The sequence below is a fragment of the Bacillus sp. J14TS2 genome (genome assembly GCF_018333015.1).
Taxonomy (GTDB): domain Bacteria; phylum Bacillota; class Bacilli; order Bacillales; family Bacillaceae_C; genus Lederbergia.
The window spans coordinates 62,593-75,401 of sequence record NZ_BORE01000014.1 but is presented as its reverse complement, the minus strand read 5'-3'; the positions used below and the strand labels follow the sequence as shown (position 1 = coordinate 75,401).

At 39.8% G+C, this 12,809-nt stretch carries 13 protein-coding genes; 9 read left to right on the top strand and 4 right to left on the bottom strand.

The features are described from left to right. Positions 1 to 34: 34 nt before the first annotated feature. The 5 genes from KI375_RS19675 (at position 35) to KI375_RS19655 (ending at position 4,760) form a co-directional block, all read left to right on the top strand. Complete coding sequence (locus tag KI375_RS19675; protein ID WP_212975144.1) at positions 35 to 1,042, top strand: thiamine pyrophosphate-dependent dehydrogenase E1 component subunit alpha; 1,008 nt, start codon at positions 35 to 37, stop codon at positions 1,040 to 1,042. Positions 1,043 to 1,046: 4 nt separating this feature from the next. Further along, positions 1,047 to 2,030, top strand: coding sequence for an alpha-ketoacid dehydrogenase subunit beta (locus tag KI375_RS19670; protein ID WP_212975143.1), 984 nt, complete (start codon positions 1,047 to 1,049; stop codon positions 2,028 to 2,030). A gap of 22 nt (positions 2,031 to 2,052) precedes the next feature. Then, on the top strand, positions 2,053 to 3,342 hold the full coding sequence (locus KI375_RS19665) for a dihydrolipoamide acetyltransferase family protein (protein WP_212975142.1): 1,290 nt from the start codon (positions 2,053 to 2,055) through the stop codon (positions 3,340 to 3,342). Positions 3,343 to 3,682: 340 nt separating this feature from the next. Then, positions 3,683 to 4,120, top strand: coding sequence for a BrxA/BrxB family bacilliredoxin (locus KI375_RS19660; RefSeq protein ID WP_212975141.1), 438 nt, complete (start codon positions 3,683 to 3,685; stop codon positions 4,118 to 4,120). A 136-nt stretch (positions 4,121 to 4,256) separates the two neighbouring features. Beyond that, on the top strand, positions 4,257 to 4,760 hold the full coding sequence (locus KI375_RS19655; RefSeq protein ID WP_374706877.1) for a L,D-transpeptidase: 504 nt from the start codon (positions 4,257 to 4,259) through the stop codon (positions 4,758 to 4,760). A 37-nt stretch (positions 4,761 to 4,797) separates the two neighbouring features. Here KI375_RS19655 and prli42 read toward each other — a convergent pair whose 3' ends face one another. After that, positions 4,798 to 4,890 (bottom strand): stressosome-associated protein Prli42, encoded by a 93-nt coding sequence (gene prli42 / locus KI375_RS19650; RefSeq protein ID WP_212975140.1) that lies wholly within the window; start codon positions 4,888 to 4,890, stop codon positions 4,798 to 4,800. A gap of 203 nt (positions 4,891 to 5,093) precedes the next feature. Here prli42 and KI375_RS19645 point away from each other — a divergent pair, with 203 nt between their 5' ends. The 3 genes from KI375_RS19645 to KI375_RS19635 all read left to right on the top strand — a co-directional run bounded on the left by KI375_RS19645 (position 5,094) and on the right by KI375_RS19635 (position 8,335). After that, positions 5,094 to 6,215 (top strand): M20/M25/M40 family metallo-hydrolase, encoded by a 1,122-nt coding sequence (locus tag KI375_RS19645; protein WP_212975139.1) that lies wholly within the window; start codon positions 5,094 to 5,096, stop codon positions 6,213 to 6,215. 423 nt (positions 6,216 to 6,638) lie between these two features. Next, positions 6,639 to 7,109, top strand: a complete 471-nt coding sequence (locus tag KI375_RS19640) for a chemotaxis protein CheW (RefSeq protein WP_212975138.1) — start codon at positions 6,639 to 6,641, stop codon at positions 7,107 to 7,109. A 35-nt stretch (positions 7,110 to 7,144) separates the two neighbouring features. After that, positions 7,145 to 8,335, top strand: coding sequence for a DNA polymerase IV (locus tag KI375_RS19635; protein WP_212975137.1), 1,191 nt, complete (start codon positions 7,145 to 7,147; stop codon positions 8,333 to 8,335). Between the two features lie 12 nt (positions 8,336 to 8,347). On the opposite strand, the gene KI375_RS19630 is transcribed toward KI375_RS19635, so the two are convergent. Then, a complete protein-coding gene (locus KI375_RS19630) occupies positions 8,348 to 8,791 on the bottom strand; it encodes a YueI family protein (RefSeq protein ID WP_212975136.1) in 444 nt (147 codons plus the stop codon). A gap of 94 nt (positions 8,792 to 8,885) precedes the next feature. Next, the gene (gene zwf / locus KI375_RS19625; RefSeq protein ID WP_212975135.1) at positions 8,886 to 10,376 is read right to left on the bottom strand and encodes a glucose-6-phosphate dehydrogenase; all 1,491 of its coding nucleotides are present in this window, start codon (positions 10,374 to 10,376) and stop codon (positions 8,886 to 8,888) included. Positions 10,377 to 10,526: 150 nt separating this feature from the next. On the opposite strand from zwf, the gene rnz reads away from it, so the two are divergent. Next, positions 10,527 to 11,456, top strand: a complete 930-nt coding sequence (gene rnz / locus KI375_RS19620; RefSeq protein ID WP_212975134.1) for a ribonuclease Z — start codon at positions 10,527 to 10,529, stop codon at positions 11,454 to 11,456. 253 nt (positions 11,457 to 11,709) lie between these two features. On the opposite strand, the gene namA is transcribed toward rnz, so the two are convergent. Then, positions 11,710 to 12,729: an NADPH dehydrogenase NamA gene (gene namA, locus KI375_RS19615; protein ID WP_212975133.1), complete on the bottom strand. Its 1,020-nt coding sequence runs from the start codon at positions 12,727 to 12,729 to the stop codon at positions 11,710 to 11,712. Positions 12,730 to 12,809: the final 80 nt, after the last annotated feature.

Below are 12,809 nucleotides of genomic sequence, written 5' to 3'. Positions count from 1 at the left end.
CCGTATAGATGCAAAAATTAGGGAGGGATTTCACATGGCAAAAAACCGTCATACTGAGCTCGGACTTAGTAAGGAAGAAGTCTTGGAAATATATGAAACGATGCTGATGGCAAGGCGATTAGATGAGCGAACTTGGTTACTTAATCGTGCTGGAAAGATCCCCTTTGTTGTTTCTTGTCAAGGACAAGAAGCTGCACAGGTAGGAGCAGCTTTTGCACTTGACAGGGAGAAGGATTATACATTACCTTATTATCGAGATCTTGGGGTCGTCCTTTCATTCGGGATGACAGCGAGGGATATCATGCTTTCAAGCTTTGCTAAAGCTGAGGACCCAAACTCAGGTGGAAGACAAATGCCAGGACATTTTGGTGATAAGAAAAATAGAATTGTCACTGGGTCTTCGCCGGTTACAACACAAGTTCCTCATGCTGTTGGGATTGCTCTAGCTGCCCGTATGAAGGGAGAGGATATTGTCACTTTTGTCACTTTTGGGGAAGGTTCATCTAACCAAGGCGATTTCCATGAAGGAGCTAATTTCGCAGGTGTTCATAAATTACCGGTCATCTTCATGTGTGAAAATAACGAATATGCTATTTCCGTTCCCCTTGAAAAGCAAATAGCATGTAAGCATGTTGCCGATCGTGCACAAGGGTACGGCATGCCAGGATTTACAGTAGATGGGCAGGATCCTCTTGCCGTCTATGAGGCCGTGAAAATGGCTGTTGAACGGGCAAAGCGCGGGGAAGGACCAACACTAATTGAAACGATGACACAACGAACTACTCCTCATTCATCAGATGATGATCATCGTTATTATCGTTCAGAGGAAGAATTATCGCAAATGCAAGAGAATGACCCGATCGTGTTATTCAATCGATATTTAACAAAAGCTGGCATTTTAAATGAAGATAAAGAAAAGGAAATAAATGATCGAGTGATGAAACAAGTAAACGAGGCAACGGAATACGCAGAGAAAGCACCATATCCGGACCCGGATACGATGGAAAATTTCGTTTATGCAACGGAAAAACAGGGGGAATAAAATCATGGCAGTCCTATCTTATATTGAAGCTGTCACTCTGGCTATGAAGGAAGAGATGGAGCGAGACGAAACCGTCTTTATCCTTGGAGAGGATGTTGGGAAAAAAGGCGGCGTTTTTAAGGCAACCAAAGGTTTATATGACCAATTTGGAGAAAATAGGGTTATAGATACTCCACTAGCTGAATCTGCCATTGCTGGAGTTGGTATTGGCGCGGCAATGTATGGATATAAACCTATCGCAGAGATGCAGTTTGCTGACTTTATTATGCCAGCAGTCAATCAAATTATTTCAGAAGCAGCTAGGATTCGCTATCGTTCTAATAATGATTGGAATTGTCCCATCGTGATTCGGGCACCCTATGGAGCTGGCGTCGGCGGTGGCTTATACCATTCTCAATCAATCGAAGCGATTTTTGCTAATCAGCCAGGTTTGAAGGTTGTCATGCCTTCTACTCCATATGATATAAAAGGATTGTTAAAAGCAGCTATTCGTGACGAAGATCCTGTGCTATTTTTAGAACATAAAAGAGCTTATCGTATGATTAAAGGGGAAGTACCAACAGAGGACTATGTATTGCCGATTGGAAAAGCTGATGTAAAAAGAGAAGGCGATGATATTACGGTTATTACCTATGGATTATGTGTCCATTTTGCTCTACAAGCTGCTGAACGTTTAGCAGCGGAGGGAATAGAGGTTCATATTCTTGACTTAAGAACAGTTTATCCGCTTGATCAACAAGCTATTATCGATGCAGCAGCTAAGACAGGTAAAGTATTACTTATCACGGAAGATAATAAAGAAGGCAGCGTCATAAGTGAAGTAGCAGCGATTATTGCTGAACACTGCTTGTTTGAACTAGATGCACCTATTATGAGATTGGCTGGGCCAGATGTTCCCGCAACATCTTTCGCTCCATCGTTGGAAAAAAACTTCTTGATTAATCCTGATAAAGTCGAAAAATCAATGCGTGAGCTAGCTGAATTTTAATGCAGGTAAGGAGGGTAACATCTTGGCAACGGAAAACATCACCATGCCCAAGCTAGGAGAAAGTGTCACTGAAGGAACAATTAGCCGCTGGCTTGTACAGCCAGGCGATCATGTAGAAAAATATGACCCGATTGCAGAAGTTATGACGGATAAAGTAAATGCTGAAATTCCCTCTTCTTTTGAGGGAGTTATTGTAGAATTACTCGTAGAAGAAGGAAATACCTTAGAAGTAGGAAAGAATATCTGTACGATTGAGATTGAGAACGAAGATTACGCACAAAATCAGCCAAAGATCACCGCCAAAGCAAGTGCGAAGCGGGAGGAACCGATGCATATGCAGGCACAAAGTGAAAAATCGCAAAAACTTAGATTTTCACCAGCTGTCCTTAAGCTTTCTCAAGAACATCAAATTGATTTGTCACAAGTAGCAGGGACAGGTCATGGTGGTCGAATTACGAGAAAAGATGTACTGGGATTCATTGAAACTGGTGTGGCTTCTACTCCTGTTAAAGAAGAAAATCGCATACAAGAGCCTGAAGCTCAGTCAATAAACACCCAGGAGTCACAAAAACCACAACCAGCATCACCAAAGCCACAGATCCAAACAGGGATGGGAGATATCGAAATTCCCGTTTCAAATGTTCGCAAAGCGATTGCGACTAAAATGGTTCGTAGTAAGAAAGAAATCCCTCATGCTTGGATGATGATTGAAGTGGATGTCACAAAGCTTGTTCAATATCGTGATTCCTTGAAAGAGGCATTTAAACAAAAAGAAGGCTTTAATTTAACTTATTTCGCTTTCTTTATTAAAGCTGTTGCGCAAGCTTTGAAAGAATACCCTATGATGAATTCGATGTGGGCAGGAGATAAAATTATTCAGAAAAAGGATATTAATATTTCCATTGCTGTTGCATCAGGAGATGAATTATTTGTGCCTGTGATTAAGCATGCTGATGAAAAGTCGATTAAAGGCATCGCTAGAGACATTGCTGATCTTGCTAAAAAAGCTAGAGAAGGCAAGTTAACCAATGAGGATATGGAAGGTGGAACCTTTACGATTAATAATACAGGTTCATTTGGATCTGTTCAGTCGATCGGGATCATCAACTATCCACAAGCAGCAATATTACAAGTCGAATCGATTATTAAGCGCCCTGTAGTTCTAAATGAAGGGATCGCCATTCGTGATATGGTAAATCTTTGTCTTTCATTAGACCATAGAATATTGGACGGGCTTATCTCTGGGCATTTTATGCAACGGATTAAAGAAATTCTTGAAAATATACCAAAAGAAAATACGTCGGTTTATTAAGCATAAAAAAAGGAGCTTTCAAAAAGTTGGGATAGAATCACCTTTTGAAGCTCCTCTTTTTTATGTAACGCTAGTGAAATTCCTAAGCCATAAAAAAGGACAGCCAATTTGCTGTCCAAAACATCTAGGGAGTTTAGGGGTATGGATCTAGATGTATTATTAGAATACCCATTTTTTGGTTTGTTAAACCTTTTTAATTAAAAAGGCAGACATTTCTACTGTTTATTCCGTACCCCACTGATTGAAGTTTCTCTTTATTTAATACTGATTATTTGCCTAAAAGGTCAAGAAACTGCTATGATAAGATAGAAGAATGTTTGTGCGAAGGAGTGAAAATGAAGTGAATATGGATTTTAATCTTTATATGAATGATGTTGTGACTCAGGCACGTGAAGATATGGATAGAGCAGGTTATACACAGCTTACAACCCCTGAGGAAGTGGAAGAGAAATTAACGCAAAAAGGAACAACGCTTGTAATGGTCAATTCAGTTTGTGGATGTGCTGGTGGAATTGCTCGTCCTGCAGCTGCCCATGCTGTTCATTATGATAAGCGACCAGACCGCCTTGTGACAGTCTTTGCTGGCCAAGACAAAGAAGCCACTGCAAAGGCGCGAAGCTTTTTTACCGATTATCCTCCATCTTCTCCATCCTTTGCTCTATTAAAAGATGGGAAAATTTGTACAATGGTTGAGCGCCATGAGATTGAGGGACATGATCCTATGTCAGTAGTCAATAAACTTCAACAATATTTTGATGAATACTGTGAAGAAGTTTGATAAAGATCCCTAACTTAGGTTAGGGTTTTTTGACGTCTATCATATAACTGGCTACTATTGTCTATGGAGTTGCGATGAGTCGGATGCATGGAGAAGAAGGCTCTAGCGCAAACTATAGATAAAAAGGGTGTTCACAGTGAAATTATGGATGTTGATGTTTCTTTTTATTTCTACACCATTTTGGCCAATAGATACCGCAATGTTGCCAGGAGATTCGCTCATTATTGTTAATAAACAGACCAATGAACTTGCTTGGTTTGATCAAGGGAGAATAAAAATAAAGACAAAAGTTGCGACAGGGAAAATGAAGGATTGGACACCAGAAGGAATCTTCACAATTACAGTAAAAGCCAAGGATCCCTACTATCGAAAATTGAATATTCCTGGAGGGGCTGCGAATAACCCACTTGGCTCAAGATGGATTGGCTTTGATGCGAAGGAGACAGATGGGCGTACCTATGGTTTGCATGGTACGAATCAGCCAAATTCAATTGGGCAGTATATCTCAGATGGATGTGTTCGCCTGGATAAAGAACCTTTGGAACTTTTATATGACCAAGTTCCAATTAATACAAAAGTATTCATTACCGATTCTTCCTTAACCTTTGAACAACTTGCTCAATCACAAGGAGTATTATAAAAGGTGAGAGACAACTATGTCCTCACCTTTCATTTTCCTATAAGTAAGAAAGACCCGCTATAATCGCAGTAGCAAGCATGGAAAAGATCATAAGATAAATGACGACTTTTTGTATTTTTTTATTGGACATTTTGAAGCACCCCATCATTATTTCTTTATCTTTATTTTAGATGGAAAAAGCAAAGGATACAAGCTTATTCTTTCATTTGACATAGAAAATAAAGATTTTAAATAAATAAGCGCGGTGTGTAAATCGTTGTTTTCTACTTAAATCGTGTTAAAATTGTAAGATAAATACTATTAGGAATGATAATTTTGGGAGGTTGTATGTACATGGTTAATCAAGAACGTATTGTTAATGAATTTTTAGAGTTAGTGCAAATTGATTCTGAAACAACTCAGGAAGCAGATATTGCAAAAGTATTAAAGGATAAATTTTCCTCCCTTGGTCTTGACGTCTATGAAGATGATACAAAGGAAAAAACAGGGCATGGTGCTGGAAATTTATTTTGTACGTTAAAGGGGAATAAACAAGGGGTCGATCCGATTTATTTCACCTGTCATATGGATACAGTCGTTCCGGGGAATGGAATTAAACCAACAATTAAGGATGGATACATCGTAACAGATGGAACAACGATCTTAGGCGCGGATGACAAAGCGGGAATCTCTGCCTTGTTAGAGGCAATTCGCGTTATTCAAGAAGAAAATATCGAGCATGGTGATATTCAATTCGTTATTACCGCAGGAGAAGAATCCGGTTTAGTCGGAGCAAAAGCATTGGATCCTACATTATTACACGCAAAATACGGCTTTGCGCTTGATAGTGATGAAAAAGTAGGAAATATCATTGTAGCTGCCCCAACGCAAGCAAAGATTACTACTCATATATATGGTAAAACAGCGCATGCTGGAGTAGCACCAGAAAAAGGTGTTTCAGCGATTACAATTGCAGCCAAAGCGGTTTCTAAAATGCCTCTTGGCCGGATTGATGAAGAAACGACTGCGAACATTGGACGTTTTGAAGGTGGAAAGGCCACCAATATTGTGGCAGACGAGGTATTTGTATTAGCAGAAGCGCGTTCTCTTGTAGGTGAAAAAATGGAAGCACAAGTAGACGCAATGAAAAAGGCTTTTGAAGAAACAGCTAAAGAAATGGGTGGATCTGCCGATACAGTTATTGATATTATGTATCCGGGATTTAAATATTCAGATGGTGATCTTGTTGTCGAGATTGCGAAAAAAGCAGCAGAAAAAGTTGGACGTGAACCTAAACTATTAAAAAGTGGTGGAGGTAGTGATGCGAATGTTTTTGCAGGCTTCAATATTCCTACAGTGAATTTAGCTGTTGGATATGAAGAAATTCATACAACGAACGAAAAGATGCCAGTTGAAGAACTTAGCAAATTAGCAGAAATGACTGTCGCTATTATTGAAGAAGTTTCTAATCAATAACATATAGGTAGAGATTGTTGGGACATAAACAAAATACTGGGGTACATATTACCTTGGTTTCGGAAATATACTTTGCTTTTCGCGGGTGAATGGCAAGCCTCCACAGGGAGGGCCAACTGAAGAACCATTGATTATGAGCAGTAAGGCGGCAACTCCTGGGAGGATTAACGTGAACAGGTGAGCCGCAGGAGCATTAATACACGCCGTCCTGTCGCTACGTCTGCTCTAGTTACATCCTCTATGACGCAACGCCTTTTTGACCTACCCTGTAGACCGGAGGAAGCTCACTGCACGTCCTGCGACCGTAATTCCATTATTAGGACTTTTTCACAGTGGGCTCTCTCACTTCTCGAATGCCTTGTTCGTCCCCGAAGCTTAATTTATGTCCCAGCCTTTACCTCTTTTGAAAGGAATGTGTGGAAAATGCCAGAGAAATCCGTTGTTTTTAATGCAGGAAAGGAAGAATATGCTATTCCTGTGCAATATATCATTTCAATTGAAAACATGGAGGAAATTAATCCAATCCCCCATCTCCCTTCTTATGTAAGGGGCGTTGTACTAGCGAGAGGTGAATTAATTCCCGTATTAGATTTAGCAGCTATTTTATATGAAAGCGCAACCCAGGTGGATATAGAGACACGTTTACTTGTCATTCATACGATGGAATTTTCGTATGGTTTAGTTGTTCATGAGGCTAAAGAGATTCTGGAAATTCCTTCTGAAACACTGCAACAAGTAGGACTTGTCGCTTACCATAAAACCAAGTATTTTTCCGCTATTGCTAATTTACAAGATCGATTGATCACGATGATTGATCCGGAAGAATTACTAAATGTATTAGAGGGTGTAAAGGAAATAAAGAATTATATGTCTACGTTAAAGCAAGAGGCTTAATGGTTTACCTTATTTTTTTCTGAGGATGATTGAAGGTGCAACAATTCTATCCTAAAAAAGGACGAGTTATTTTACATGTGGATATGAACAGCTTCTTTGCCTCTGTTGAAATGGCTTATGATCCAACATTGAAGGGGAAACCTTTAGCCATTGCTGGAGATGAGAAGCAACGAAAGGGAATCGTTGTGACATGCAGTTATGAAGCGCGAAAATTCGGAATCAAGACGCCGATGCCTCTTTGGGAAGCGAAAAAACTTTGCTCAGAATTACTTGTGAGAAAGCCTAACTTTGAGCGTTACCGTCAGGCTTCTCAAGCCATGTTTGAATTGTTACGTACGTTCTCTGATATAGTGGAACCTGTTTCAATCGATGAGGGATATATAGACATTTCTGCATGTCAAGAACTTGGAAGCCCATTGGAAATTGCCGATCAAATCCAACAACTTTTACTGAATCAATTGGACTTGCCCTGTAGTATTGGTATTGCTCCTAATAAGTTTTTAGCAAAAATGGCTTCCGATATGAAGAAACCGCTAGGGATCACGATTTTACGTAAGAGAGAGGTTCCTCAAATTTTGTGGCCTTTGCCTGTAGTGGAAATGCATGGTGTTGGCGAAAAAACAGCAATAAAAATGGCGTCAATACAAATTCAAACGATTGGCGATTTGGCTAAAGCCCATGACATGCAGCTTCGTGCTGCATTGGGCATTCGGGGGATAAAATTAAAGGAGAGGGCAAATGGTGAGGACATTCGTCCTGTGGATCCGGAAGCTGCAGCGGAAAATAAAAGTGTGGGCAATTCTTTGACCTTGCCACAAGATTTAGCGAACCAAGCCGAGCTGCTTTCTGTGCTTGAAAAATTAGCCAAGAGTGTTTCAGCTAGACTGAAGAAAAAAGGATATTTAACTATGAATGTGGGAATTACCATTCGGTATAAAGATCGAAAAACAATTACGAGAAGCAGAAAATTAAGAAATTCTTTGATTCAGTCAGAAGAGATATTTTTAGAGGCTAAACATTTATTTATTGAACATTGGAATGGGGACCCGGTACGCCTTCTAGGGATTACAGGGATGGACCTTATAGACGAAGATCAAGCCTATGAACAGCTTAATCTTTTTACATTTGAAAAAGCGGCGAAGCTAGAGCCGCTTCATCAAGTAGTCAGCCAACTTCGTGATAAATATGGTGATACGATCTTTAAAAAAGGGAAGGACTTTAAGTAAATGTTTATTATCTTATTTTCTTAAAAATCCTTTTAATCCAGAAAAAATCCCCTTTTTTTTCTTCGTGGGCGGCGGTAGCTGCTCCTTTTTTTTAGAAACAAAGATTTCTTCTTTATCAATCGCATGATTATACGTTAGCACTAAACCGATATTTGTAACAGATGTGTGGTTATTAATAATCGAAAAGGCAATTTGGTTGTTTCTTGCTATGACGATGTAGTCGGATAAATAACTATAATCGAGATCCCCGTTCAGTAAAAGAGTTGCTTTCGGATTTTCTTTCATCAATTGGGCGACTTCTGGATAAGTACCTTGTTCCATAACTTGACCTTTTGTTAAAACTACAACAATTCTTTCTCGCAATGTTCCAAGGTATTTTTTGCGTTCTTCAGGCTTAATTTGTTTTTCTCCATACATCCCTTTTTCAAGATAATCGTCTATATTTGATTTCTCCACGGCAAACACCTCCGCGATACTATATTCATTAAGATTATGGACTGTTAACTGGAAGGGCGTGGGTTCACAGCCCTTCCAACAGTTGAGTTGACAATCAGTTTTTATCGTGAGTGACAGACCACCACTGGAACCCATCCTTCTCCAATAATTGGTCAGATTCCACGGGACCCATTGAACCGGCAGGATAATTTGGAAATTGCGCCTTGTTTTCTTCCCATACACGACTAATTTTATCAACGAAATTCCAAGAAAGAGCAACTTCATCCCAATGCGTAAAGTTAGTCGCATCACCACGTAAGCAATCATGAAGCAATTTTTCATATGCTTCAGGAGTATTATAACCAGCGATATCATTGGTAGAAAAGTCCAATTTAACTGGCTTTGTCTCCATGGAATGTCCTGTATTCTTAGCATTCAAATGCAATGTGATTCCTTCTTCAGGCTGGATATGAATGACAAGCAGATTAGGAGCCAATTTGTCATCAGAATTATAATATAAATTCATTGGCACATCTTTAAATTGAATAATAATTTTGGTTGATTTTGTTGACATCCGTTTGCCTGTTCGAATGTAAAAAGGAACACCTGCCCAGCGGAAATTATCAATCATTAATTTTCCTGCTACAAACGTGGCTGTATTTGAATCAGGTTGTACATTTGTTTCTTCACGATAACCAAGAACGGGTTGTTCTGGATTGTTGCTTGGTCCATATTGACCGCGAACAAAATAGTTTTCAACCTCTTCGTCTTCCATTGGTTTTAACGCTCTTAGAACCTTTACTTTTTCACTACGAATTTCTCGAGGTGTCAAGCGAATAGGGGGCTCCATAGCTAGTAAGGCCACCATCTGTAACATATGGTTTTGAACCATATCTCTTAGGGCACCACTATTTTCATAATAACCACCGCGTTCCTCAACTCCTAAGACTTCACTTGAAGTCACCTGGATATTAGAAATAAAGCGATTATTCCAGAGCGGTTCAAAAATGGCATTTGCAAAGCGAATAACTTCAATATTTTGTACCATCTCTTTCCCAAGATAATGATCGATACGATAAATATCATTTTCATCAAACACATTACGAATACGCGTATTTAATTCTTTGGCTGATTCCAAATTATGCCCAAAAGGCTTTTCAATGACAAGTCTCTGGAAGCCATCTGTCTCTGTTAAACCATCTTGTTTTAGATGTTCGGCAATCGTACCAAAAAATTCAGGCGCCATGGCTAGATAGAAGATTCGATTCCCTTGTAAGGAATACTTTTCGTCTAATTCGTTCGCTAACTCGTTCAGTTTTATGTATGATGAAGAATCGGATACATCATGGGATTGATAATAGAAACGAGATATAAATTCTTCGACATTTTTGGCTTCAGGAAGAGAAGAAAGCACAGAATCTTTTACATGAGCTTGTAATATATCATTGCTCCAAGGTCGTCTCCCGACCCCGATTACAGCAAAATGTTCGGCTAGTTGTCCTTTTGTAAAAAGGTGATAAAGAGAAGGATAAAGTTTTCGCTTCGCTAAATCGCCTGTTGCTCCGAATATGGTAAACAAAGATGCAGGTGTTTCTGATTGGATCATTTCGTCAACCTCACTTTTTATAAGTAATACCTATATATTTATTTTATCAATTTTATTGGAAAAACTCGACTATTGGATCAAAAATTTGCAAATTTCCATTTCCCAAGCTCATAATGTAAAATATATGAAAACGATTATTGGGGGTTTGGCATGGAACTTTTATTTTTAGGTACAGGAGCTGGGATTCCCGCTAAACAGCGCAATGTCTCATCACTCGCATTCATGTTGCTTCAAGAGAGAAATGCGGTCTGGCTTTTCGATTGCGGGGAAGCAACCCAACATCAAATTTTACATACGTCTTTAAAACCGGGAAAGATTGAAAAGATTTTTATCTCGCATTTGCATGGAGATCATATATATGGCTTGCCTGGGCTAATAGGGAGTCGATCCTTTCAAGGTGGAACGACTGAATTGACCATCTACGGTCCAAAGGGAATTCGTGACTTCATTGAAATCTCTCTTAGTGTCAGCCAAACTCGGCTGCGTTATCCTCTAACTATTGTCGAAATAGAAGAAGGACATATATTTGAGGATGATCAATTTCTTGTCGAAACAGCCTTTTTGGATCATGGCATCCCCAGTTTTGGTTTTAGAATTACAGAGCGAGACCTTCCTGGAACCCTTGATTCAGCACGACTTAAGGCAAATGGAATTCCCCCTGGTCCAATCTACAAACAGTTAAAAATGGGTGAAACCGTTCAACTAGATAATGGTGAAACTGTTTCCGGATTAGATTATTTAGGTCCTGATATCAAAGGACGGATTATCACGATCCTTGGTGATACTCGTCCATGTGAAAATGCCCTTCATTTAGCTGAAAATGCAGACGTGCTTGTCCACGAAGCCACTTTTGCAGCTGGTAATGAAGAAATGGCTGCAGAATATTTTCATTCTACCACCACACAAGCAGCTAAAATAGCCAAACAAGCAGGCGTACAAGAATTGATCCTAAATCATATTAGCTCTCGATATTTAAAGGCAGATTGGGAGCAGCTTCTTAAAGAAGCAAGATCTATTTTTCCAAATACGCAGTTATCCAACGACTTTTCGCATATGACGATTGCCCCGCATAAATCCTGATGGGCAATCGTTTTTTGTTGTGGCTTACGAATTTATCGAGTTTCATCGTCTAGCTCCAGCGCCCAGCGACTAGCAAACTTTCAGCTTCTTCCTACGATAAGTCAACATCGGCTCATGCTTCGCCGTGTATCCTTTATCTCAGGGCTACAGGATGTAGGTCAGGACAGCGTTGCGCCAGGACGGCGCGTTTTTAGCTGTTCATCCTTACTATGAAAGTTTGTACGTCGCTAAACGGGCGCTTGCGCTTTGGTTCTTAATCCCAGCCTCTCTGATATTGCTTAGGAGATGGCAGGGCATAGTTTAATTCATTTGCGGCTTCCTTGGCCCAATAAGGGTTTCGTAATAAGGCCCGTCCAATAAAGACTAGATCTGCTCGGTTGTTTTGTAAAATCTCTTCTGCTTGAATTCCGCTTGTAATTAAGCCAACAGCACCAGTTGGAATATTAGCAGCATGACGGATTTTTTCGGAAAAAGGCACTTGATAACCAGGGAAGGCACGGGGTGAAGCAGGAACAATTCCACCTGAGCTTACATCAATTAGGTCTATACCTTGCTCTTTGATCCACTGTCCAATTTGGATATAATCCTCTGCTTGAAGTCCCTCTTTTTGATATTCACTTGCAGATATCCGCACAAACAAAGGCCCATCCCAAACTTGTTGAACGGCATCAATCGTTTCACGTAAAAATCGATAGCGATTTTTACGTGTGCCACCATAATCATCTGTGCGATGATTCGTAAGCGGGGATAGGAATTCATTGATTAAATATCCATGTGCCGCATGAAGCTCAATCACATCAAACTCGGCTTTTTTTGCTCGTCCTGCTGCATCAGCGAAAGCTTGAATGGTGTTTTTTATTTCCGCTTTCGTCATTTCTTTTGGTGTTTTTGTATGTTCATCGAATGGAAGTGCACTTGGAGCTAGAATATCTTCTTCTAAAATAGCCTTTCTTCCAGCGTGAGCAAGTTGAATACCAGAAGCCGCTCCCTGTTGCTTCATCCGTGATGTTAAATTTTTTAAACCTGTAATATGGTTATCGCCCCAAATTCCCAAATCTTGAGGGCTTATTCTTCCCTCAGGAGTAACAGCTGTAGCTTCTATCATGACTAAGCCTACCTGCCCAACAGCTCGACTCGTATAATGGGTTTCATGCCAAGCATTCACCATTCCATCTTCCTGTTCACAGGAATACATACACATAGGGGACATGACAATTCTATTTTTTAATCTTACATTTTTTATCTCATAGGGCTCGAATAGCTTGATTGACAATGCAGTCCACTTCCTTTACTTCTTTAAAATATGACTGTGTACCATTATATCAATGGTTGAATAGAAGAGGTAGCGGTAAG

Coding starts and splice junctions, on each gene's coding strand:
- zwf (WP_212975135.1), bottom strand. CDS start 10,376: ATGATCCAATCAGAAACACCTGCATCTTTGTTTACCATATTCGGAGCA.
- rnz (WP_212975134.1), top strand. CDS start 10,527: ATGGAACTTTTATTTTTAGGTACAGGAGCTGGGATTCCCGCTAAACAG.
- KI375_RS19675 (WP_212975144.1), top strand. CDS start 35: ATGGCAAAAAACCGTCATACTGAGCTCGGACTTAGTAAGGAAGAAGTC.
- KI375_RS19670 (WP_212975143.1), top strand. CDS start 1,047: ATGGCAGTCCTATCTTATATTGAAGCTGTCACTCTGGCTATGAAGGAA.
- prli42 (WP_212975140.1), bottom strand. CDS start 4,890: ATGTCCAATAAAAAAATACAAAAAGTCGTCATTTATCTTATGATCTTT.
- KI375_RS19640 (WP_212975138.1), top strand. CDS start 6,639: ATGCCAGAGAAATCCGTTGTTTTTAATGCAGGAAAGGAAGAATATGCT.
- KI375_RS19645 (WP_212975139.1), top strand. CDS start 5,094: ATGGTTAATCAAGAACGTATTGTTAATGAATTTTTAGAGTTAGTGCAA.